This window comes from Brevibacillus sp. MER 51, from assembly GCF_023714195.1.
GTDB lineage: Bacteria > Bacillota > Bacilli > Brevibacillales > Brevibacillaceae > Brevibacillus.
Genome location: NZ_JAMAUS010000008.1, coordinates 107,044 through 130,927, shown reverse-complemented (window position 1 = coordinate 130,927; position 23,884 = coordinate 107,044). Strand labels below are relative to the sequence as shown.

At 48.4% G+C, this 23,884-nt stretch carries 21 protein-coding genes and 1 riboswitch; of the genes, 8 read left to right on the top strand and 13 right to left on the bottom strand.

Annotated features, from left to right (window positions below):
- Positions 1-7: 7 nt before the first annotated feature.
- Positions 8-201: riboswitch (cobalamin riboswitch) on the bottom strand.
- 134 nt (positions 202-335) lie between these two features.
- On the bottom strand, positions 336-1,427 hold the full coding sequence (locus M3630_RS18130; protein WP_173609949.1) for a quinone-dependent dihydroorotate dehydrogenase: 1,092 nt from the start codon (positions 1,425-1,427) through the stop codon (positions 336-338).
- A gap of 151 nt (positions 1,428-1,578) precedes the next feature.
- Between M3630_RS18130 and M3630_RS18125 the strand changes: the two genes are divergently transcribed.
- Genes M3630_RS18125 through M3630_RS18115 form a run of 3 tightly spaced genes read left to right on the top strand, consistent with a single transcriptional unit; the run spans position 1,579 to position 5,226 of the window.
- Positions 1,579-2,679 (top strand): GerAB/ArcD/ProY family transporter, encoded by a 1,101-nt coding sequence (locus M3630_RS18125; protein WP_173609948.1) that lies wholly within the window; start codon positions 1,579-1,581, stop codon positions 2,677-2,679.
- On the top strand, positions 2,669-4,051 hold the full coding sequence (locus M3630_RS18120; protein WP_251252979.1) for a spore germination protein: 1,383 nt from the start codon (positions 2,669-2,671) through the stop codon (positions 4,049-4,051). Before M3630_RS18125 ends, M3630_RS18120 begins: the two co-directional genes overlap by 11 nt.
- Complete coding sequence (locus M3630_RS18115; protein WP_251252978.1) at positions 4,048-5,226, top strand: Ger(x)C family spore germination protein; 1,179 nt, start codon at positions 4,048-4,050, stop codon at positions 5,224-5,226. The genes M3630_RS18120 and M3630_RS18115 overlap by 4 nt, the downstream gene beginning before the upstream one ends.
- A 63-nt stretch (positions 5,227-5,289) precedes the next feature.
- Here the strand turns inward: M3630_RS18115 and ald are convergent, their stop codons facing one another.
- The 3 genes from ald to M3630_RS18100 form a co-directional block, all read right to left on the bottom strand.
- The gene (ald, locus tag M3630_RS18110) at positions 5,290-6,414 is read right to left on the bottom strand and encodes an alanine dehydrogenase (RefSeq protein ID WP_047073211.1); all 1,125 of its coding nucleotides are present in this window, start codon (positions 6,412-6,414) and stop codon (positions 5,290-5,292) included.
- 131 nt (positions 6,415-6,545) lie between these two features.
- Entirely contained in the window at positions 6,546-7,784 is a 1,239-nt protein-coding gene (locus M3630_RS18105; RefSeq protein ID WP_251252977.1) for a PucR family transcriptional regulator, read from the bottom strand.
- 81 nt (positions 7,785-7,865) lie between these two features.
- Positions 7,866-8,435: a helix-turn-helix domain-containing protein gene (locus tag M3630_RS18100; RefSeq protein WP_251252976.1), complete on the bottom strand. Its 570-nt coding sequence runs from the start codon at positions 8,433-8,435 to the stop codon at positions 7,866-7,868.
- A gap of 227 nt (positions 8,436-8,662) precedes the next feature.
- On the opposite strand from M3630_RS18100, the gene M3630_RS18095 reads away from it, so the two are divergent.
- Both M3630_RS18095 and M3630_RS18090 read left to right on the top strand, forming a co-directional pair.
- Complete coding sequence (locus M3630_RS18095) at positions 8,663-9,964, top strand: MFS transporter (protein ID WP_251252975.1); 1,302 nt, start codon at positions 8,663-8,665, stop codon at positions 9,962-9,964.
- Positions 9,965-9,981: 17 nt separating this feature from the next.
- Complete coding sequence (locus M3630_RS18090; protein ID WP_251253150.1) at positions 9,982-10,968, top strand: ornithine cyclodeaminase family protein; 987 nt, start codon at positions 9,982-9,984, stop codon at positions 10,966-10,968.
- A 68-nt stretch (positions 10,969-11,036) separates the two neighbouring features.
- Here M3630_RS18090 and M3630_RS18085 read toward each other — a convergent pair whose 3' ends face one another.
- Together M3630_RS18085 and M3630_RS18080 are read right to left on the bottom strand one after the other, a co-directional pair.
- A complete protein-coding gene (locus M3630_RS18085; protein WP_173609941.1) occupies positions 11,037-11,390 on the bottom strand; it encodes a response regulator in 354 nt (117 codons plus the stop codon).
- Between the two features lie 119 nt (positions 11,391-11,509).
- A complete protein-coding gene (locus M3630_RS18080; protein WP_251252974.1) occupies positions 11,510-11,701 on the bottom strand; it encodes a hypothetical protein in 192 nt (63 codons plus the stop codon).
- A 173-nt stretch (positions 11,702-11,874) separates the two neighbouring features.
- Between M3630_RS18080 and M3630_RS18075 the strand changes: the two genes are divergently transcribed.
- Together M3630_RS18075 and M3630_RS18070 are read left to right on the top strand one after the other, a co-directional pair.
- The gene (locus M3630_RS18075; protein WP_251252973.1) at positions 11,875-12,885 is read left to right on the top strand and encodes a BMP family ABC transporter substrate-binding protein; all 1,011 of its coding nucleotides are present in this window, start codon (positions 11,875-11,877) and stop codon (positions 12,883-12,885) included.
- Between the two features lie 5 nt (positions 12,886-12,890).
- Entirely contained in the window at positions 12,891-14,711 is a 1,821-nt protein-coding gene (locus M3630_RS18070; RefSeq protein WP_251252972.1) for a sensor histidine kinase, read from the top strand.
- Here M3630_RS18070 and M3630_RS18065 read toward each other — a convergent pair.
- The gene (locus M3630_RS18065; RefSeq protein WP_251253149.1) at positions 14,708-15,508 is read right to left on the bottom strand and encodes an alpha/beta hydrolase family protein; all 801 of its coding nucleotides are present in this window, start codon (positions 15,506-15,508) and stop codon (positions 14,708-14,710) included. The two genes, M3630_RS18070 and M3630_RS18065, sit on opposite strands and share 4 nt — an antisense overlap.
- 5 nt (positions 15,509-15,513) lie before the next feature.
- Positions 15,514-16,401: a LysR family transcriptional regulator gene (locus M3630_RS18060; RefSeq protein WP_251252971.1), complete on the bottom strand. Its 888-nt coding sequence runs from the start codon at positions 16,399-16,401 to the stop codon at positions 15,514-15,516.
- A gap of 118 nt (positions 16,402-16,519) precedes the next feature.
- Here M3630_RS18060 and M3630_RS18055 point away from each other — a divergent pair, with 118 nt between their 5' ends.
- Positions 16,520-16,906 carry a rhodanese-like domain-containing protein gene (locus tag M3630_RS18055; RefSeq protein WP_251252970.1) on the top strand — a complete coding sequence of 129 codons (387 nt, stop codon included), beginning with the start codon at positions 16,520-16,522 and terminating at the stop codon, positions 16,904-16,906.
- Between the two features lie 53 nt (positions 16,907-16,959).
- On the opposite strand, the gene M3630_RS18050 is transcribed toward M3630_RS18055, so the two are convergent.
- The 5 genes from M3630_RS18050 to M3630_RS18030 form a co-directional block, all read right to left on the bottom strand.
- Positions 16,960-17,373, bottom strand: coding sequence for a S1 RNA-binding domain-containing protein (locus M3630_RS18050; RefSeq protein WP_173609935.1), 414 nt, complete (start codon positions 17,371-17,373; stop codon positions 16,960-16,962).
- Positions 17,374-17,500: 127 nt separating this feature from the next.
- Positions 17,501-18,619 (bottom strand): acetate/propionate family kinase, encoded by a 1,119-nt coding sequence (locus tag M3630_RS18045; protein ID WP_353057245.1) that lies wholly within the window; start codon positions 18,617-18,619, stop codon positions 17,501-17,503.
- A 61-nt stretch (positions 18,620-18,680) separates the two neighbouring features.
- Positions 18,681-19,184: a VanZ family protein gene (locus tag M3630_RS18040; protein ID WP_251252969.1), complete on the bottom strand. Its 504-nt coding sequence runs from the start codon at positions 19,182-19,184 to the stop codon at positions 18,681-18,683.
- A 110-nt stretch (positions 19,185-19,294) separates the two neighbouring features.
- Entirely contained in the window at positions 19,295-22,543 is a 3,249-nt protein-coding gene (locus tag M3630_RS18035; protein WP_251252968.1) for an efflux RND transporter permease subunit, read from the bottom strand.
- Positions 22,536-23,783: an efflux RND transporter periplasmic adaptor subunit gene (locus tag M3630_RS18030; RefSeq protein WP_251252967.1), complete on the bottom strand. Its 1,248-nt coding sequence runs from the start codon at positions 23,781-23,783 to the stop codon at positions 22,536-22,538. Before M3630_RS18030 ends, M3630_RS18035 begins: the two co-directional genes overlap by 8 nt.
- Between the last annotated feature and the right edge of the window lie 101 nt (positions 23,784-23,884).

Here is a 23,884-nt window from a genome sequence, read left to right as displayed (position 1 = left end):
AAGGTTCTGTGGGTGTGGCTACTAGGTAGGTCTCCTGGCTTCCAGATCCATGCGCTCCTTGTCCTTCCCCATACGAAAATGAGTGGTTTCCTTCTCAAAGAGAGCTCCCTGGTTACAGTGGCGGGACCGCTCGGGACTTTCACCCGATTCCCTGTTACCCTTTATGCGTCACATAAAGGCACCTAACGCCGACTATATGCAATTGACTGACAATTCATGTTTGTCCCACATCATTATACCGGATCCCTACATAAATCGGAAGAATATAAGCAAAAACGCATAAGCAGAAGACCCGCTATAAACGGAGCCATCGACCTATGCGTACTTTGTTCTATCTATTCTTTTGCGTCTACGCCAATTACTTCGCTAATATGTTTAAAACCATCGCGTTGCATGAGCTTGAGCAGTTTTTTGTTGATTTGCTTGGCGATACCTGGGCCCTGATAAATCATCCCTGTATACACCTGAACGAGACTAGCTCCTGCCCGGATTTTCGCGTAGGCGTCTTCCCCGTTATAAATACCGCCGACACCAATAATTGGTACCTTATCTCCTACTTCTTGATAAATCTCCTTCACCCAAGCCGTGGAACGCTCTGTAAGAGGTCTTCCGCTCAAGCCGCCCGCTTCTTCGGCAAATCGATGTCCGGAAACCGCCTCGCGTGACAGTGTCGTATTGGTAGCAATAATTCCGGAAATGCCTTCTTCTACAGCAGCGTGAACTACATCGCGCATGTGCTCATCTGACATGTCTGGCGCTACTTTCAGCAAAATCGGCTTTTTCTTGATGGAACGCGCTTCCATTTCGGTTGCCTTTTCCCTTACTGCACGCACCAAATGACGCAAGCTCTCTGTTTCCTGCAAGTCACGCAGATTCGGGGTATTCGGAGAGCTGATGTTAATGACGAAATAGTGACCGTATGCATAGAGCATGTCCATACATTTGCTATAGTCGACGGCCGCTTCTTCATTCGGCGTTACTTTGTTTTTCCCAATGTTAATCCCAATCGGAACATCTGAGTATGCGTAATCAACCAAATGCTGGGAAGCCAAATACGCACCGTGATTGTTGAAGCCCATTCGGTTAATGACAGCTTGATGTTCCGGCAATCGGAACAATCGGGGCTTCGGATTGCCTGGCTGCCCCTGCGGCGTCAATGTCCCGATTTCCACAAATCCAAAACCAAGGGCACCCAACGCATGGTAAACTTCTGCATTTTTATCAAAACCGGCTGCAAGTCCGACTGGATTCGGAAACGTCATTCCCCACAGCTTATTCTCCAACCGCTGGTCTTTTACCTGATAGATCATCTTCAGGATGCTTTTGCCTGGAGCAGAATCCTCCACCAGCCTTAAGGCACCAATTGTCTTTTCGTGAATCTCTTCCGCATCTTGCTGGAACAGATATTTTCTTATGAGCTGATACATCGGCTGCACTCCTTACTCCGTTTCTACCTTTTTACCTCATAGTAGAATACCATACTTTTTCGGGAGGATGTAACCTTTATACGTGATACATATTTCCAGCCAAGCAGGCAAATCCTAACAGCACCACCACGCACAGGGGGATAAGTCTTTCATGAAAGTGGACGGAAAAATCGGGATTGGTCAAGCCATTATGGTGATGATGCTGACGATCGGCATTACGAACCACGTAACCGTTATCCCCCTCTTATTGAGTAAAGCCGGAAGAGATGCTTGGTTGAGCGTGTTGATTGCCGGTATCCCCTTTTCCTTCTGGGCGTACTTGCTGTTTGTGGTTAATCGAAGTACGAAGCAACAGTCTTTGCATGAATGGCTTGCGCAACGCTCAGGAAAAATCGTCAGCCATCTGTTGCTCACCCCGATCATGGTCTGCCTGTACATGATGGCCCTAACCAATCTGATCGATACCCAGACATGGACGACCGTCAACTACTTGCCTCGAACACCCGAGTGGGTGACCGCATTAGCCTTAATGGGTTTATGCATACTCGCGTCTATCGGGGGAATAACCTCCGTAGGAATCACAGCAGGAATCTTGTTGCCTGTCGTGGTTTTGCTCGGATTTTTCATCGCTTTTGGCAATATTCCTAAAAAGGATTATAGTCTTTTGTTGCCGCTTTTCCAGCATGGGTATCGTCCTCTTCTTCACGGGATGCTCTATGTAGGCGGCGGTATTTCAGAGATGTTTCTGCTGCTATTGCTCCAACCTCACGTACGTAAGCCCTTGCGCCTCGTACACTTTTTGGTCATGCTCGGCATCACGCTTCTGCTGACACTCAGTCCGTTGACAGGGGCTATTGCGGAATTTGGACCTATAGAGTCTGCGCGCCAACGCTTTCCGGCATTTGAGCAATGGCGGCTGCTCACGATTGGAAAAGACATCGAGAACATGGAGTTTTTCTCTATTTTCCAATGGCTCGCTGGGGCTTTTATACGCATCACGATTTGCTTGCTGCTCTTGGGAGATTTACTCACGATCCGTACCCAAAAAGAACGCAGATTCATGATGATTTTTCTAGGCGGAAGCATGATCGCCTTTACCAGCCTCCCATACAGCGACATGCAGTTCGTATCATTTCTGACGCACGTATACTATCCGCTTTACCTAGTCATTATCGTTGTGATTACTCTCGCACTCATGCTGGTTACTCTGCGCAAGCCATCCAGACAGGAGGGAATAGGCCATGACCCTTGAAGAGGAACTGCGGGAAAAATTCGCGCATTGTGCGGACGTCGTTTTTATGCGCACAGTCACAACCGAGGACCAGCCTGTATTGATGCTTTATTGCGAAGGACTTGCAGACGTTCGTCAATTACAAGATACGGCATTGCCGCAATTGGAGCGATTCCTGGCTATTGGTGATTTGCGTTCCTTGCCTCTTTTCCCGCTCTTCACGAATCCAGAGTTGTGGGTAGAGCGACTGTTTGCAGGAGATTTGCTGATTTTCATCGGAGACTCCCCGCCATTCGCCTGGGATATCTCCAATCGGCCGGAACGTGGCCCTGAGGAAGCCAATACAGAGATATCGATCAAAGGTCCACGCGACGGCTTCGTCGAGGATCTTTCCACAAATGTAGCGCTCATTCGCAAGCGTATGCGAACCATTACCCTGGCTTATGAGCCTTTTACTCTCGGAACACGCTCGCGTACGAGAGTTGCGATGCTGTATATCACAGATGGAGTATCTTCGGATCTCGTGGAGATGATGCGCGAGAGGCTCCTCAATTGTCGGTCAAAAAAAATCTTGAATAGCGCTATCCTGGAGAAATTACTCAGTGACAATACTCATTCGCTGTTTCCGTTGGTTGATTATACGGGACGTCCTGACTATGCGATTTACACGCTGCTGCAAGGGAAAGTGGTCGTATTGGTAGACGGCTCACCTTTGGCAATCGTGGCACCGGTTACCTTGCTCGAACTCATCAAATCTCCCGAAGATGATCAGTATCCGGTTTCTTATGTATGGTTGGAACGCATTCTGCGTTTGGGTGGATTTTGGATCGCGATTTTTCTGCCTGGCTTCTGGATTGCGCTGTCCGCTTATAACGTAGAGCAATTTCCTTTTCAATTGCTCGCTACCGTTACACAAGGCCGAAAAGGGCTGCCATTTTCCGCACCAATGGAGCTATTTATCATCTTGTTTATCTTTGAATTTCTGCGCGAGGCAGGAGCCCGCTTGCCCAAAAACGTCGGGCAGACGCTGGCATTAGTCGGCGCACTGATTATCGGGGATGCTTCCATTCGTGCAGGACTGACATCGCCCTCGATGCTGTTTATCGGCTCCCTGACAGTCGTTGCCTCCTTCACACTGGTCAACCAGGCATTAAGCGGAGCTGTTACCGTAGCTCGTTTCGTTGTTTTCTTCCTTTCCGCAACCATCGGCATGTACGGCTTTATCCTCGGGATGATTGCCATCGTATACTACTTGTCCACCTTGACCTCCTTTGGCAGATCGTATATTTTGATGGGTTCATCCAACTCCTTGTCCACCCTGTTCATTGTTTTATTCAAGTCCATGACCGGTTTTTTACGGACGAGATCGGCTAAGGGTGGCGATCCCAAATGAAATGCATGCGGATTGCTTCTGCTATGCTGCTGTTGGCAACGACTCTTCTTAGCGGCTGCTGGGACCAGAAATCGATCCAGGATCTTCGCTACTTATCTGCCATGGGCATTGATTACGTCAACAATGAGTATGTTTTATACGCCCAATCCACCGATCTGTCTACCGTCGCGAAGCAGGAGTCATCAACCACTCTTCAAGCACCACCTGCGACCATTTCGATCGGAAAAGGGAAAACACTTCAATCTGCCTTTGATAACCTTCAAAAAAACGCGCAGGTGCCCGTATTTCTAGGCTTTGTATCCTCCCTCGTATTTCATGAGCGTCTCTTGCAAAAGGGCATTATCACCTCCCATGATATTATGAATCGATACGGTCTGATTCGTTACACGAAATGGGTATTCGGAACGCGGGAGCCAATTGACAAAGTGTTAAGCTCTCATTCTTTGGTCGGATTTTCTCCATTGGACTCTCTTTTGCATCAGCCAAAGGATGTTTATGAGCAGCGTTCGTTTATCGAGCCGATCCAATTTTTTCGGTTTATCTCGGACTTTTGGGAGCCAGCAAACACCGTGTTATTGCCAAACATTACGCTGTACGAACGTTCCTGGAAAGAAAATAATCGTTTTATTTCTCGTCTCTCCATCGACGGCATCCACGCCATTCATCGTGGAAATTGGCAGGGTTACTTCCCCAATCGTGATTTAATGGGGATTCGATGGATGAATCCTGACACGAAATATGCTGGCCTCGTTGTGAGGCAAAACAACATTCCCAAAGCAACAATGCGTATCGAGCACGTCAAATTGGACATCATTCCGATTACCACCGGAGATCAGCCTCGTTATCAGGTCAATGTTCGACTTAAGGGGTTTGTTCGTGAATTGATGAGTACGGTTACTCCTGCTTTCGTACAAAAAGGCTCCGAAGAACAGGTAGCCGAGCAAATTCGCGGGACGTTTTTAAAAGGAGTCAAAGCAGGGGTTGATCTATATAGCCTAGAGGAAGCTTTGTTTAAACAAGACTACCAGGCTTGGCGAAAGTATGAAATACGCAAGCGCAATAAGCTCACACCTGATTCCCTGACCCAAATCCAGGTGCATATTCACTTAAGTGATTCCGGAAAAATGAAGATGGATTCGGTCAAATACCCTGACCCGCTTCGGCCGAGTGAATAAATAAAAAAACTGCTTGCCGTAAGCTCGGACAAGCAGTTTCTTCTTTTCTATTTACCGTTAAAGCTAGTTTTTCACCAACAAAACTTCTTCGATAGAAGCATACGGCAGGTTATGTGCATCTGCGACAGCCTTGTAAGCTACTTTTCCGTCGATGACGTTTACGCCTTTTGCCAATGCTTTGTTGTCGCGAATCGCTTGTGCGTAGCCTTTGTTCGCCAATTGTACCGCGTAAGGAACGGTTACGTTGGTCAGGGCCAATGTAGAGGTACGAGCGACTGCACCAGGCATATTGGCTACCGCGTAGTGAATCACACCGTGCTTCTCATAGGTTGGCTTGTCATGAGTCGTGATGCGGTCAACCGTTTCAATCGATCCGCCTTGGTCAATCGCAACGTCTACGATTACAGAACCAGGTGACATCTCTTTTACCATGTCTTCTGTTACCAGACGTGGAGCACGGGCACCTGGAATGAGTACAGCGCCTACCAGCAAATCTGCTTTTTTTACAGCGTTTGCGATGTTGAAGGAATTGGACATCAGCGTCTGAACGCGGCCTTGGAACAAGTCATCCAGTTGGCGCAGACGGTCTGCGTTTACATCGATAATGGTTACATTTGCACCCAGTCCAAGCGCCATTTTCGCAGCGTTTGTTCCAACGATCCCGCCGCCGATTACGACGACCTCGCCTTTTGGTACGCCTGGTACGCCACCGAGCAGAACGCCTTTTCCACCGTATTGCTTTTCCAGGAATTGCGCGCCGATTTGAACAGACATGCGGCCTGCTACTTCAGACATCGGCATCAGCAGAGGCAGAGCGCCATTGTCTAGCTGAATGGTTTCGTAAGCGATTGCAATCACTTTTTTATCGATCAATTCACGAGTCAATTCAGGCTCTGGTGCGAGATGCAAATACGTGAACAGAATCAGACCCTCGCGGAAATATCCGTATTCAGCAGGGAGTGGTTCTTTTACTTTCATTACCATGTCAGACGCCCATGCTTCTGCTGCTGTTTCTACGATCTCAGCGCCTACTGCCTTGTAATCTTCATTCGTAAAACCACTGCCTTGCCCTGCACTTGTTTCTACACGAACGGAATGTCCGTTTTGTACAAGAGCAGCTACACCTGCTGGGGTTATGGCTACGCGGTTCTCATTATTTTTAATTTCTTTTGGAATTCCAACGATCATGATAAGTATGTCCTCCTTGGAAACGCCAATTTCTTTGCGGTTACTATTATTGTACAGCGTATCTTCGGGCATACTCCTTGGAGATTCCTTTAATTTTAGCGTCTTTTCATTTGTGAAAATTCACAAACAAACTACTGTTCCCCATCTAATTTGGCTATTTTCAACTCTAAATATAAGGCAGCCCGCTGGTTCATATTGTCGAGGTCGACACGCATGATCTCTTCAATTCGTCTCAGTCGGTAGCTCAACGTATTGATGTGGATATGCAAACGCTCTGCTGTCTTGTTGACCTTGCCAGCGGCATCCAAAAAAGTCTCCAATGTCGTCAAGAGCGTGGTCTGGTTGTCGCGATCGTACTGTCTGAGCTTTTCCAGCCGTTCATTCTGATAGCCCTGCTCCTCTTCCCACTGTTTCAGTTGTAGTAAATATCGATAAATCCCAAGCTCGTGGTACCCGTGAATCCCTTCATTTTCCTTTGGAAACAGCTTTTTGATCTTGAGTGCATGCAGCGCTTCCCTGTAGCTTTTCACAATATCCGTATAGGACTTGTAATCTCTCCCGTACCCGGCAATCACCTGGCGTCCTTCCGTGACATGTGCTTCGAGCTTGCCGAGCGAGTCGGCGAGGAACTGTTCCACCTTGCGAATGAGCACGTCGCTCTTCTCTTTTTTCGCATCGGATAGACCGATCAACAAGATGATTTGCGAGCCGTCGACAACCCAGAGCAGCTTGTCACGCATTAATAACGGATACAAGTACTGATCCAGACGAGCTCCCGCCGCTTCAATAATACAGATTAAATAACAGGTCGGAAGCTGCATCTGCAAGGTGTCTGCTTTTTGACGAATGACAGCCTCACTGCTGTGATTCCCCAGCAACAGCTCCCACAGAAATTCCTTGCGTCGCTGTTCCTCCGCCTTGCGTTTCCCCTGCCGCTGGATGAGACGCGAGACAGCTACGCGAGCTGCTTGACGAAGAATTTCGTCATCGTCCTGGGTAATCGGTCGATTCACCTCTTGTGCCCAAATGTAACCGAGCACGTCGCTCCCTCTGCGAATGGCAATCGCCACGCGCTTCCCCAAGCCGATTTCGTCCTTGGCCGGGATGTGTACGGGGTCGTCTTTGGTTAACAGCTCCTGGAATACGCCGTCCTTCCAGAGGCGCGTCAGTACTTTTTCCGGTACCCGTCGCCCCATGATGGTAGACCAGCGCGCTTCGTCTGTGCTTTCTCCGTGTGAACTGTAAGCAATCAGTTTATGATCGGCATCTTCAACCGTTATCGGATTTTGCAAAAGTTCACCAATGACATCAGCTAATTCGTCGATATCAGCATGCTGATACTGTTGAAAATAGTTAGGCTCTACGGGCACACTTTCACCTCTTTACCGCTCTTTTCTACGCGTCCCTCTATTATAGTAGAAAACATGACTTCGCTAAACGCTCTCGCTCAATTAATGAGGAGCGGTCGGAATCCTGTCACTGTCATGCGAATTGACACAAAGGAATTTAGTGACCTCGCCTGTACGGTTCACCCAGTTGTGCGGTACGGAGGATTCCATGTGAATGCTGTCGCCAGGGAACAAATCATGCTCCTCTTCCCCGAGCAAAAGTGTCAGCACACCCTCGAGGACGTAAATAAACTCTTGCCCCTTATGTGCAAAAGGCGTGCCTTTCTCTCCGTGCGGTGAAAGCGTGACGAGAATCGGTACGAGCGACGGATTTGCCAATTGACCGGACAGGTCCTCATACATAAATGGCGCACGCTGAAGCTGGGATCGCGCTCTGCTCGCCCTGTGCACCCGCTCATTTCCTCCAATCGACTCTCCCGAAAAGAAATAGCCTGGGCTCACTCCCAAGGCTTCCGAAATTTTTTTCAATGACTCCAGCGTAATGGAAGACTTCCCACGCTCTACTTGGGACAAAAAGCTGATCGACAGCTGTGTTTTTTCCGCAATTTGTTTGAGTGTCTTCTTTTTGCCGACACGAAGCGATTTGATCAATACACCAATGGTAGGTTCCATTTGCATACCTCGCCGTAAAAAGGATAGGTCTATCATACTCTTTCCTGAAAAAAGCTGTAAAGTTAGCATAAGGATCAATTTTTACTATTGATCGAAATTGTATTGCATTTTATAATCTTTACTATTATCAGATTTGTAATCGTTTTATTTTTAAAAATTGAAGTAGTACTTCACTTCCTTGAATTGAAGTGACACTTCAATATCTACTGACAAAGGAGGATTACCCGATGGCATTACAAACACAAGCGGGCGTTTCTAAAAAGGTTCAAAACAAAGCGTTGGTCGCGAGTCTGATTGGCAGCTCCATTGAGTGGTTTGACTTTTTTCTGTATGGAACCATGGCATCGCTCGTATTCAACAAGCTATTTTTTCCTTCTTCCGATCCAACTGTAGGCTTACTGCTCTCTTATCTCTCATTTGGTCTTCCCTTTTTCATCCGGCCCTTGGGTGGCGTGATCTTCAGTCATATTGGGGACAAAATCGGCCGTAAAAAGACGCTTGTCTTGACGTTGTCGCTGATGGGAGGCGCTACCGTCCTGATCGGTTTGCTGCCTGATTACAATGCCATTGGCATCTGGGCTCCCATTCTTCTCGTGCTGATGCGTTTGATTCAAGGCTTGGGGATCGGCGGTGAATGGGGAGGTGCATTGCTTCTCGCCGTAGAGTACTCCGGCAAAGGCAGACGCGGCTTTTTTGGAAGTATCCCGCAAATGGGGGTAACGATCGGCATGCTGCTCGGCACGTTGGCCATTTCTTTAATGAGTGCGCTTCCCGATGATCAATTCATGTCTTGGGGCTGGCGAATTCCATTTCTGTTGAGTGCAGCGCTTGTCTTTTTAGGACTCTGGATTCGCAATGGCATCGATGAAACACCAGCTTTTCAAGAAGCAAAAAAGACGGGGAACATTGCGAAGGTTCCCATCATAGATACATTTCGTTACCACTGGAAAGCCGTTCTGATTGCCGTCGGAGCCAAAGTGGTAGAGACGGCGCCGTTCTATATTTTCTCGACGTTTATTATTGCCTACGCGACGAACTACTTGGGCTACGACCGAATAACGGTACTCAATGCCGTGACGATCGCCACATTGGTGACAACCATCGCGATTCCGTACATGGGCATACTGTCGGATAAAGTGGGAAGAAAGCCTTTGTATATCGCGGGAACGATAGCGATGATGCTGTTTGCATTCCCTTACTTTTATATGCTGTCATGGAAATCAGCCCTCTGGCTTACCGTCGCTACCGTCATCGGACTCGGGATTCTCTGGGCTCCAGTCACAGCCGTATTGGGTACGATGTTCTCCGAGATTTTCAGTACGAATGTACGCTATACAGGGGTAACGGTCGGCTACCAGCTCGGTGCTGCTTTGGCGGGCGGTACTGCTCCACTGATCGCTACTGCCTTGTTAAGCTCCTTTAACTCCTGGGTGCCAATCGCTTTGTACATCGTCATTTCCGGGGTTATTTCTCTTATTGCGGTTTCTGCTACGAAGGAAACAAAGGACTTGGATTTGGACGAATCCTGATGGAAAGGAAGAATGTCATGCTCGTATTAAGCCGTGAAAACATTGAACAAATTTACACGATGAAAGATTGCTTGGAAGATGTGGAGCAGGTCTTCCGTGAGCATATGCTGGGGAACGTCACCACCCCTGTTCGTACTGCCATTGACCATCCGAAATACGGAGCAACCAGTCTATATATGCCGTCCTATTTGGAAACGGACGATTATGTAGCGGTAAAAATCATCAGCATTTTCCCCGAGAATCACAAGCACGATATCAAAGCCCTCCAAAGCGTGATCGTGTTGACCGAAGCAAAAACAGGGCAGCATGTAGCGATGATGGACGCAAGCCTGTTAACGATTATGCGCACAGGTGCAAGCAGTGGCGTTGCCACCAAGTACTTGGCAAAAGAAAATGCGCAAAGCTGCGCTGTATTGGGCTGCGGGGCACAATCGATCGGACAGATTCAAGCCGTCATGGAGGTCCGTGCGTTGACAAACATTTATCTCTATAACCGCACTCGTGAGAAAGCGGACGAAATGAAACAAACACTCCTCTCCCTCTACCCGGAGTGGCAAGGCGAAATCACGGTTATGGATGATGCCAATGAAGCGGTGGCGAATGCCGAAATCGTGATTTGCAGCACCAAGGCTACCAGCCCGTTGTTTGATGGAACACACTTGCGTCCCGGTACGCATATCAATGCCATCGGTGCTTTTCTTCCTCATATGCAGGAGGTCGACTTGACTACCGTACAAAACAGCAAAGTTGTGGTGGATACACTGGAGGGAGCTCGGCACGAAGCAGGCGATCTGCTCATTCCGATTGAACGCGGAGAATGGAGCTTTGAACAAATTCACGCTGAGCTGGGAGACATTCTGATTGGGAAAAAGCCTCGCCGAGAAAACGATGAAGAAATCACACTGTACAAATCTGTGGGGATTGCCTATTTGGACACAGCGGTTGCCAAAACGGTCTTTGAACGGGCGAAAGCCAACGGCATTGGAACAGAAATCAGCTTGTAAATATCATGACTTACAGAAAAACAGCCGCCCTCCCACCCGGGATTTGGCGGCTGTTTGCTTTTTCCTGTTTACAAAAGTCGTGCGATTGCATCGAGAATCTGCTCTTTTTGAAAAGGCTTTACGACGAAATCACTCGCTCCTGTCCTCATCGCTTCTAGCACCTTCTGCCGATGCCCGACTGCTGAGCAGATCAAAATTTTGGCATCACAGTCAAAATCCAGGATGTGACGCATGGCTTCAATCCCGTGCATGTGCGGCATGGTAATATCCATGGTCACAATATCTGGCTTGAGTTCCTTGTACTTTTCAATTGCTTCCAAACCATTGCTCGCTTCTCCACAAACTTCATGTTGCTCGCCTAACATATCCGTCAGCACCCTTCTCGTGAAGGCTGCGTCATCTACTATCAGCAATCGGGCCATGCAGTCTTATCCCCTCGCATCTCGCTTGCTATTCTACTTCCTACTTTTGCAGAAATCGCAAGTCTTGTCCACGAGAGAAAATGACTTCTTTTGTCGAATAGCGCCAAATCCGATCGGCATTATGAAATAAATCCGATTCGCTCGCTGCTCTCATTCGAACCGCTGTCGCTGGCGGGGTCGGCTGTCCCGATCGACGCCAAAGGGCTATCTGGTTTCGGGTGTGGAGTGGTCTCTCCAATCTCCGGTCGATCGACCTGTGTAACCTCATCAGGAATATGAATCTGGGGGATTTCCACCATATCGTTTTCCATCGCTTCTACGCCTCCCTTCTGTTCCCTCTTGGTAGGGGGATATGTTCTCCATATGCTTAGCCTGTCCGTATCCCTTTTTTCCATGCACAACCCTCAGAGAACCGATATAATAGGCATGACGTGTATCTATATTTTCAAGTGGATTATGCTTTTTTTCTATGGAGGAATCCCGCATGCCAAAGCTGCTGCCATTTCCCGTCTTATTTACCGGTTTGGTAGTCGGGCTGCTTCTGCTCATTACCAGTCAATTCGTTACAAGCATGAAGCATCTCGATAAAGTCATGAATAAAAGCAGCCATTCTTCTGACAAAGTGCGTGTCGCCCTATTGCTGGAGGGCCCCACTTATGATCAGGGCTGGAACAGCAGTGCACTGGAGAGTATGACAGAACTGCAAAAAAGATTTAACTTTTCACTCGAAATCGCCAATAATATAAAACCGGAGCAGATCAAAAAGGTGGCTGAGAAATATGCAGCCAACGACTATGATCTCATACTCGGTCATGGCCTCATCTTCTCTGATCCTTTTACAGACGTGGCGCTTCGCTATCCGAAATCACATTTTGTTTCCTTTAATGGAGAGGCTCCGCATCCAAATCAGACGACGATTCGTTACGATATGAAGCCTGCCGGCAAGCTTGTCGGTATCCTAGCCGCGAAAATGACGAAATCGGATAAAGTCGGATACATCATGGTAGACAAGCCCACAGAGTTAACTCAAGTAGAAGGCTTTATCGAAGGAGTGAAAAAGGAATCGCCTAAAACCACTATCGTTGTGGGAAAGGTTCCTGATTTTAATGATATTGCGGGGGCCATTCGCACGACTCGCGACATGATTTCACAAGGGGTGGATGTCATCTACACCACAGGCGACAGCTTCAATCTCGAAGTGATTACAGAAGCTCAGCGGGCAGGAGTATTTACCATCGGATATATTGCCGATCAACGCTATATCGCTCCGGAATACGTGCTGGCCTCCATGATGCAGGATGTTCGTCAGTGCTACCGCATCATCATGGAACAGTTTATTCAAGGGGATCTCCCCAATGGAAAAGTCATGTACGGCCTTGCCGAAGGGGTCAACCGTCTCAGTCAATTCGGACACATGGTTCCAGATGATGTACGTGAAGATTTAGAACGGGAACTGCAAAATCTCATTCCTTCCCGTGGCTCGTATGGAGGTTAATCAGCATGCCCCTTTTCAGCAATCTCGGATTTCAGAAAAAAATCATGCTCAGCTATCTCGTAATGATGCTTCTCATCGGCTGCGTAACGACCCTGTTCAGTTATCAAATGACAAAGGTCACTTCTGATGAAGTGTATTTGACACAAAACCTCTTACCGCAAACGAGTGCCTTGTTGGAAGTCAAAAACCAGATATACACCAAGACCTATGCGTTGAACATGTATACATTGACACGCGACGAGTCTTACCTGGACCAGTACTATACAAATCTGATCGATACGGCTCGCTTTTCCTCGCTTCCCAAAACCGAGGCGAACAGTGGCTTGTTTACCATTATTGAATCGATATCAAAACTGGACTTTATTTTTTTGAACAAAATCAATCCATTGCTGCAAGCAGGGAATGTTCCTGCCGTTAGCTATGTCCTTTCCAATGAAGTACAGCCATTGCTCGATCGGTTGGAACGAGATCTGTCTTTTTCACTCAATCAGCTGGAGTATCAGACGAATAAAGAGTTTCAGAATTCGAATGAGAGCATCAAAGTTTCGTTGATCCTGACGTATACGGTTTCCGTAGCCTCTATCTTGTTTGGGCTATTCTGCACGTTTTACTTCCGCAATGAGCTTTTGCGCCCGATCCGGTCTCTGATGCAACAAGCCCGTGAAGTATCGAAGGGAACATTCGGTCAGCAAATTGTCTATACCCATCAAGATGAATTCCTAGAGTTGGCGCAGGAGTTCAATAAAATGTCGATTAGCATCGCCAATCTATTCGCACAAGATGAAAGGCAACGGCAAATTTTGACCGAAGAAAAAAACATCCGGGAGCAAATCTTAAACTCTCTGCCTGTAGGAATTATTACTCGCTCCCACGCGACAGTCGGTCTTCATGTAAACCAGTTGGCACAGCATTTGGTCAAGCTCGACGATCACGGCTACCCCGCGTCCAAGGATTCCTTTGAAGCACCCACAGGCAATGAGCCGACTCCCTGGTTCGTCAATCGCAAAATGACTTTGTACAAAAAAGACGACACACCATTCATTGCTCTGGTCTCTTACATCCCTTTGCACAATCATCACCACGATCAGGAAACCGGGTGGATGGTCGCCTTCTTGGACATTACGGAGCAGGAGCAAATTCAAGAGTACTTGAATCAATCCGAGAAGCTGGCCATGGTCGGTCAGCTGGCAGCGGGGGCCGCTCATGAAATTCGCAATCCACTAACAGTTATCTACGGCTTTATTCAGCTTTTGGAACAGCGTTTATCGAATCAAGAGCGCGATTTGTACTATTTGCCCTTAATCTTGCAGGAAATTGAACGGGTCAACCGCATCGTGACGGAGTTGCTGATGCTCTCCAAACCATCCAAGCCCGATTATCGCGAGGTTGCGTTAACCGGTGTCATTCATTCGATTCTTCCCTTGATGAATGCCGAGGCTATGCTGCATGGGATTGAAATCGTAGATCGCTGTGATCCCGGCATTCGCATTCATGTCGATGTCGAGCAATTAAAGCAAATCCTGCTTAATTTAATGAAAAACAGCATTGAAGCCATGAAAGACGGCGGCATTCTCTCCATTGAAAGCCGCCTGGATGATCAAGCTGTCCATATTCATATCAGAGACACAGGAGAAGGCATTCCCCAAGAATATTTGGTGCGGATATTCGATCCGTTTTTCTCCTTAAAAGAGGATGGGACAGGACTGGGGCTGCCGATTTCCCGACGAATGGTCGAAAACCACGGTGGGGAGCTACATGTGAACAGCAAGCTGGGGAAAGGAACGGATATCATCATTACACTGCCGCTTACACCAAAAGAAGATTAGACTTGCGCATCCAGCCAAGCAAACATTTTGCGCGTATACATCTCCATATCTTCCCCGACAAACAGATGGCTGGCCCCTTGCGCCAGCCATTTTTCATACGGTTTGCCTGCCCGTGTCAGCGCATCTGCCAATTTATGAGCATGCTCGACTCCTACATTTTCATCTTCCGTTCCATGTATGATCAGCACAGGGCAAGAAATCTCGTCCATCCGATACAAAGGTGTCCGATAGCGGTAAGCATCCTCCTGCTTTCGCGGATGACCGATGATTCTGCGCAGCATCCTTCTCAGATCAACCCGCTCCTCGTAGGTCAAAAACATGTCGCTGACACCACTCCATACGACGCAAGACAGAATGCCCTTGCACTCCATTGCGGCAAACAAGGCCATGATGCCACCTCGTGAAAAGCCGTAGACGCTGATTCGCTCCTCGTCCACCTTCTCCATGCTGCGGAGCAATTCAAATGCGGCAAACACATCATGCCTGTCTGCCCCACCGAATTCATCCCGGCCCTCTCCGCCTTCGTTGCCACGGTAATGAGGAGCGAGAATCACGTAGCCAAAAGCAGCCATCTGACTGATTCTCTCTGGTCTGACGCGTCCTACACCTTTAATCCCGCCTCGGCAATACAAGAGAGCCGGCAGACATGCTCCCTCCTGAAAATAAACCTCCGGCACAGCCAATGCAGCTTTTACCAGCAAGTCTTGACTGTAGTAGCTAACGGTATAGAGCCGCACTCCCTGATGGACTGTCTCCTCAGGTGTACATGCGACAAATGGTGAAGTATCTAGCTGCATCCTGCTCACGATTCCTCTCTCTGTGATCTCGTAATCGTATCCACAAGCGCCACCATGGAAGGTGATAGCCATTTCTTTTTATGATAAACAAGCTGAATGGAAAACGGCGCCTTATTTGACTGAAACGGGATAGCTCTGAGCACCCCTTCTGTTAGCTCTCTCTTGACCGCCATGAGCGGCAGCAATGCCACACCCAAACCACAGCGTACACACTGCTTGATCGCTTCCGGATTGCTGAATTGGCAGGCGATTCGTTGGGTCATCCCAACCTCACCAAAAGCCTCCAGCAGCATGCCCCGATACGTACAGCCTTCTTCGGTCAATACAAGCGACTCCCCGCTCAAGTCATGGACAGTGAGTACAGTGGCTGTTGTGAATCGATGAGCGGGTGGCATGACGATCACCAATTCTTCCTCACGAATGACGTGGGTGACTAACTCAGGGTCTGTACAAGGGCGATCGAAAATGATCCCGAAATCGAGATAACCATCCCTGATCTGTTGCACAATTTCTGCTTCGCCAGCCGTCCGCAATACTAAATCAACCTGAGGATATTGCTGGCAAAAAGCCTGTAAATACGGTGGCAGAAAAAACGCCGCCAGTGTATCAATCGTCCCAATGGCAATGGGGCCTGTCGTCTGTTGCTTGATCACTTCTTTAGATTCCCCATACAGACGAATCAATTCCCGTGCGTACGGCAGCAAGGCTTCTCCTGCTTGCGTCAGTCGCAGCTTGCGCCCGTATCGTTCAAATAGCGGGGCTCCATACGACTGCTCCAGCTTTTGCATTTGTGCCGTTACCGTTGGCTGAGCATAGCCCAGTTCTTCTGCTGCCCGTGTAAAACTCCCATACCGGGCTACTTCGCGAAAAGTATGTAAATAGACCAGCTCCATCCCGCTTCCTCCCATAGAAATCAGTAATGATCCTTATTGAATAGTATAGATAACTGTGATGATTACTTCAATGTTATGCTGTGTGCATCACCATCACATGTACCGAGGAGGATTGGATATGTCCCTTGTATTGCACACACCCGCCGCGTCACCTGAAGTAGCCCGCACTCATTTTCTCGACAAGCTGTCTCTTGAGACAGATGTCTCTGATGTATGGAATGACATCCAGAACCGCGTGGAAGGCTTTTACATCCTGGATGCTCGCAGCGAGAAAGCGTATCGGGATGGTCACGTTCCCGGTGCTTTGAATCTCCCTCATTCGTTTATTTCCGCTGAAACGACGGCTGCGCTGGACCCGACCAAGCTCCTGGTCGTCTATTGCTGGGGTCCCAACTGCAACGGTGCTGCAAAGGCTTGCGCGAAACTGTCCGCTCTCGGCTTTCGAGTAAAAGAGATGCTCGGCGGGATGGAATACTGGGAAAAGGAGGGGAATCCTCTCGAATAGGAAACGCAAAAAAGGACGGGAGCTGATCCCGTCCTTCTTAGTTATCGCAAGGCTTAGTAGCCGCGTTTTGCGTTCTTTTTGTTGATTGTCGCAAGGTTCTCTTCGCTGTGCTTCAACCATTTTTTCATTTTGTCTTCGAAAGAAGCTCCGCTTTCTCGTTTTGCATTCCCTCCGCGGTCGCCTCCACGATATCCACCACCACGGCGTTCTTCACGTTCCGGACGCTCAGGCGCTGGGAGTGCTGCGCGAACCGAAAGCGAGATTTTACCTGCATCATCAATGGAGAGTACTTTTACCTTTACTTGTGCCCCCACGGTAAAGTGATCATTGATATCCTTAACAAAACCGTTTGCTACTTGGGAAATGTGGACCAGCCCCTGCTCCGTTTCGCTGACTGCTACGAACATCCCAAACGGTTTAATCGCTGTCACTTTTCCTTCGATGATGCTTCCCACTTGTACTGCCATCCAGTTTGCACTCCTTTTATTTTTTCAGAAAAATGGTGAGAACCTCAAACCAGAAGCCTCATTCTCTTAGTATAGCAGAGAAATTCCAATACTGAAAAGCCTATTCTTTCTAGGTGCATACTCCAAGCTAGTTATGTCCCAGTTCGAATGCATCCATTGCCATAACAAGTTCTTCATTTGTTGGAATTACCATGACTTTTACCGGGGAGTATTTCGTGCTGATGAATGTCTCCCCTTTGCTGGTGCGGTTTACCTCGCGATCCAGGTTTACCCCGGCAAATTCCAGACCAGAGCACACCAATTCACGCACGGCAGCACTATTTTCTCCAACTCCTGCTGTAAAGATAATCCCGTCGACTCCATTCAGTCGAGCAAGGTACAGTCCCACATGCTTATGCAGGATAGTGGTGAACAATTCCAGCGCAAGCTTGCTGCGGAGATGCCCCTCTTCTGCTTTTTTCATAACGTCGCGCAAATCATTGGATACACCCGATACGCCCATGAGACCGCTCTTGTTATTCAGAATCTTAATAGCGCCAGCCGTGTCAGTCTTTTCAATTTCCTCAATGTAAGGGATGATACCTGGGTCAATGTTTCCGCTGCGCGTACCCATGGACAAACCTGCCAACGGTGTCATCCCCATCGACGTATCATAAGATTCACCATTTCGGATCGCTGTGATACTTACCCCGCTTCCGATGTGGCAGCTGATCAGACGAAGCTGCTCTTTCGGGCGACCCATCATTTCTGCTGCACGACCCATTACATAGCGGTGAGACGTTCCATGGAAACCGTATTTGCGAATACCGTATTGTTCGTAGTATTCATAAGGCAGTGCGTACAAATATGAGGATGGTGGCATCGTTTGGTGGAATGCTGTATCAAAAACAGCTACGTGAATCAAATCAGGAAACAGACTTTGAGCAACTTCAATCCCGGTTAGGTTAATGGGGTTATGAAGCGGGGCGAAACGGGACAGGTTACGAATTTCTTCTTTTACCTGGTCGTTGACAATAACAGACTGCTTAAATGCTTCTCCTCCGTGGACAACACGATGGGAAACGATATCTATCGAATATTGTTTGAGGGATTCAAACACTCCCCGAATAGTATCTTCATATTGGTCACGCTGGATTTGCTCCAAATAATCATGCGCGATCAATGTTTTGGAAGGCATTTCATAGAGCTTGTACTTCACCGAAGAACTTCCGCAGTTCAGTACAAGAACATTCTTTTTTTCTACCACGATCTAATCCACTCTCCAATCGTTCATCACAGCCTTCTCATCCATAGGATGGATAGGCTTCCTACATTTTATAACGATATGCTCTTCGTGAATACAGGTAATTGAGAGCAATTATCAACAACATCGTGACAGATCCAGATGCATCGAGCAATACATCCTGCACCATTCCGGTTCGATCCGGTGTAAACGTCTGGTGCCATTCATCCAAAACAGCCGTCATCACACTGCAAAAAGCGCTCCAGGGCAGTGCTTGCCCAAACGAGAGATGATGCGAAAACACGCGATACCAGCTAAAAGCCAAGAGGGCAAAAACAGTAAAATGTGTCCCTTTCCGTATCAAGAACTCTATAAAACCAGCGGCTCCCTTTTCTTCCAGGCTCACATCTTTGCCTCCGTAAGGAATGGATATGTCGCCTATACGGTTCTGCAAGCTCTGTTCGTCCACTAGCTTGTCTATCGTCCCCCGCATGTCTTGTTTGGCGTATGGCTGTGAAGAGGAAATAAACAACCCAAGCAGAATGGCAATCAAAAGCAAGTAATCCCATACTTTCCGATATCGACGCACGTGTTTGCTACCCCCTGCTTTCGATTCTCTTTCCTATCTTACCATGACGCATACCTGGTTAGTCGGTTACAGCTACGTGAACGATTGAAAAAGAAAAACGCCAACCTTTTTTAGCGGTTGGCGTCATGTGTAGAAGAAGAAAGAGGCAAGAAGTCCTCTTGTTTAGGGACATACTCCCGGGAATGGTGGTTCGAGGCTTCGGCTTGCCCTGTTTTTGGTGAGCGGGCTTGTTCCCGTTTTCTATCTTTGAAATCACGGCGACGTACCTGGTTGTTCTCCCACCAAATCCGGAAATGACGGGCGAGGATCGGCAAGGACATCTCAGAATGAGCAGCCTGTTTTTGCACTGCTGCATGTTGCATACCAGGAAGAAGTGCCATAGTGGCAAATGCCCCCATAAGTATGCCAAACAACAATACGCTGGCGAAGGACGCAAACGAATCATTCCCATTACCCAAGCCCCCAGCAAGTGGAAGGCTGGCTAACGCAATCGCCAAATATATCCCAGCTTGATTGACCATGGTGCGTTTGGCCCCCAGCTTGATACCGTCCCAAACTCGGTCCTGTTCGGCTTGGGCCTTGTACAGCTCATCCATCGTAAGAAGTGCCTGCAACACGATGACGGCAACGGCAGCTACCATACCGTAGAAGCTCATCACGTTCATGGGTCGATCCAACCACAGCAATCCCAGCGCAAAGCCTCCAGACAAGACTGGCAAGAGAACGAGGGCAAATAATCCATCGCGCGTTCTGCGTTGCAAAAGCAAGCTCATGATAAGTACGAGGGCAATCAGACTGCCAATCGTCAAGAACCTGCTGCTCCAATCAACCGTATTGAGCTTTTTCTCCTCCAATTTCTTCAACTCATCATCGTTATATACCGTGTAGCCTTCAGGTATCGTCATTTTTTCTTGCATGGAATATGGAATGATGTAAGACCACAGCTCAATTCGGCTTGGGTCTGAGACGGCACTGCTTACCTTGAAAACATACAGTCCGTCTTCCCGTTGATAAATGGGCGGTTCGCTGCCGATCGACCAATCTACCAGCTCAAATAATCGCACCGTACCTTGTGAGGTTCGAATCAAAATATTTTTCACCTGATCCGGATAGTCCATCCACCCATCAGGGAAACGGACGTGGATAGGTACCTGACGCTCGTTCCAATAGACACTGCCAGCTGTTTTTTCTCCCAAATAACTCTCCAGTTGTCTCTTGATCTCCTCTTGCGTAATCCGGTAGCGTGCCAGCATCTCTTGTTTTGGACGAATATCGATAAAGGTCCCCTCTGAACCTGAACCGATTCGTTCATCTGTTACAAGTTCTCGTCCCTCTCTATCCTTCGCACTCTGTTTTTCCATGAATGCCAATACTTCATTGGCAATGTTCTGCGTCGTTTGCAAGGATGGCCCCATGATCGTCAAGACGAGACGAGTTGCCTTATCTTTATTAATGACCAGCGCAAACGGATCTGTCTGAGGAATATCTCGCAGCTCTTTGTCCAGTACTTTTTCCAAGTCCGAAACCGATTGCGTCCAATCGTATTTGTCCACGAGCTTTAGCTGAAAGCTCAGATTTTCTTCGGAGGCAATCGTGTAGACATCCCGGACTTCGTCAATGGCGAGTAAACGCTCCTCAGCTATTTGTGCTGCCCGCATGGCCTCATCGATGCTGCTTCCCTGCACCATTGGCAAAGAAAGCGACTTGTCAGCATAATCAAGCTTGGCGTACGGATCTACCAAAATAAACGACTTGAGCAAAAAGACAAAGACAAGCGAGGCAACCAGTGTGATTCCATAAGGCAAATACCCTTGTTCCACCAGTCGTTCCCAGCGATTTTGAAAATAACTTGTCACTTTATTGGAAGCCCGTGGTGTTTTCTCCACTACTCGTTCGGAAGCTTCCAGCCACGTTCCTGTCAATACCGGCGTGATAAATCCATAGATAAGAATAAGAGCAAACGTCCCTAGCAAAAGAACGGGCCAAGCATCGTACAAGACAACCTTGTCTTCCGCCTTGAGGAAATCAGTAAAAACGACACCTGTCCAACAGGCTGCCACCACCACAACCGTGAGCAAAAACGGCTTCATCAACCCCCACGCCACTTGCAAACAACGAACAAACGAGTACGAGGGCAAACCTGAAAACTGATGAAACAACGCAGAACCTGCTCCTGTGAACAGTAGCGAAAACAACACGAGTGGGCCCAGCGTGGAGAGCGTCAATGGGATTCCCCATAACCACATGCCTCCAAGTACACTGCCGACCGCAAGTACGTTTGCCAAAAGCGCGAGTACAGCCCCTGCCCATTGTTTTCGGGTCAGATACAAAAAGAGCGAACAGATGACAGCGGCTAGAGCCGCCAATATTCCAAGCTGTCTCAATGCACTGGTGATTGTCTGCGCGTCGTCATGAAACAAATCGAGGCGGTATTTTCCGCCCGAAGCCTGATTCAACTCGCCAACCGCTTCCTTTACTTGCTTGCTGATTACAGGCAATTGACCGACATCTGCTGCGTACACTGTGATTCCTAATGCAAGCGAGCCACGATACATCCCGATTTGTTCGCCTTTGCTCCCACGTCGATCACGAATGTCAGCCAACGTATGTAATGGCACGTATCCTTTATCGGTGGAGATCAAGTGCTTGCCCAGATCTTGCAGCCCTTCCGATTTACTCGTCCATTGAATCATGGTTCGATCCTTATCAGCTCCAACAGAGCCTACCTCTTCCCCAACCACATCTGTCGGCAGTTGCGACAGAACATCAGCAGGTGTGAGCCCGTAGGCTAGCAGCATGGACGGTCGGAAAACGATATCTACCTGCTCCTTCAAGGCTTGCTTGTCCATTTCGATACGAGCGATTCCTGGCAGATTGATCAATTTGTCGTAGACAGTATTTCTGGCAACGTCAGACAAGGTCTGCAAGTCTGTCCCGTACAGGACATAAAAACCAATTTTGCTATCTGCCAGATTGCTTTGACTGACGCTCCACTCCTGCACAGGGAGCTGCTTCGTGATCTCTCCCAGCTTCTTTTCCAACCGTTCCTTGTAATCCGAACCGATTTGTTCCGATGTTTTAACAGTAGTAACCGCCGACCCTGTCCGAGATTCGGTAGCTATCGTAAGCACACTGCCTAATGAACGTACCGATTCCTCTACTTTTCTCGCGACCGATTCTTCTACTTCCGCAGAAGAGAGTTTGGGTGCCGAGAGACTGATTGTATATTCTGGCACAGACCGATCTGGAAACGTCTTGATATCCAGCCCGAACCAGGCTCCTGCCGCAAGTAGACAGCAAATGACCGCCAGAATGCGGGCAAAGGAGGGGACAGTCGCTAAAAATGTCTTGTTATTCATCCGCCACCTTCACCACCTCACCATCCACTACATACGACAAGCCTGCAGCGACAATCTGGTCACCAGGCGCGAGACCTTCCACTACCTCGTAGAAGGTTCCTTGCAAGGCCCCCACTTTGACAAACGTCTTTTCCACTGAGTGTTCATTGATTTTCATGACGTAATATTCTTCATCAGAGACACCGATGCTGCTAACAGGAACGAGCGCAACATTTGACGCTGGCAGCGGATACTGACAAGTGACAGTCATGCCACCCTTCCACGCTACATTCTTGCCGTCTACGGTCACCTCGACTGGATAAGACCCCAAGCCGGTATCCATAACAGGTGAGACAAATGTCACTTTTCCTTCTGCTTCACTGCCGTCCGAAGCTTTCACCTTTACCACTTTACCTGCCTGCCAATGGGCGACTTGCTCCCTTTCTACCTGTAGCTTGACAAGCCAGGAGCTCGTATCGACCATTCGAATGACTTCGGTCCCAGGTCCAGCTTGCTCCGACGCTGTCTTGGAGATCGCTGCAACCACTCCTGTAAACGGAGCTTTGATCACCGCATCAGCCGCTTCCTGCTTCGCGCGGCTCAATTGAACATTGGCCTGCTGGACACTTGCATTCGCTTCTTCGATATCCAGTGGATCGGCGCCCTTCAGCAGGTTGTTGTACGCCACTTGTTCTTCTTCCAGACTCAGCTCGGCCTGTCGCAGCGCCGACGTCAACTTGTCTTTTTCATCCTTCGAGATGGCTCCATTCGCATACAGAATCTCCGCTTTGGTGAGCTCGTCGCGAGCCTTTTGCATCTGTTCTCTCGCTTTTTCTACCTGCAGCTTCTTGGTCTGCACCTCATGGCTCTCCGGTCCCTTGGCAGCCTTTTCCCGCTTGATCGCAGCACTTGCTACCTGTCCCTGGGCTGCGTGAATTCCTTGCTGCAAGGCCGTACCATCTAACGTCGCCAACGTCTGCCCTGCCCTGACAGTGGCTCCTTTTTCCACGAGAATGCCTGAAATTTTGCCTGAGGCGCCAAATGATAATGCCAGCTCCTGACGCGGTGCCACCACACCTGCTACTTCCATCAGACGCTCACCCTTGCCATTCTCCACCGTATACGCACTTACCGTTTTCACCTTGATGACCGTTTCTTCTTTCGTCCGCTTCAGACTTGAAACATCCTCATTTAGCTTTTCGCACCCTACGAGCAGCAGGACCACAACCGTGAGACTTATCCATTTATTCGAATTTTTCATTCCTGCAACCCCACATTTCCACCTGAATCTTCCTATCCTGATCAAAAAACGACGAATATTGACAAAATATATTTTACAGAAAAAAATGGTATAGTTGTACT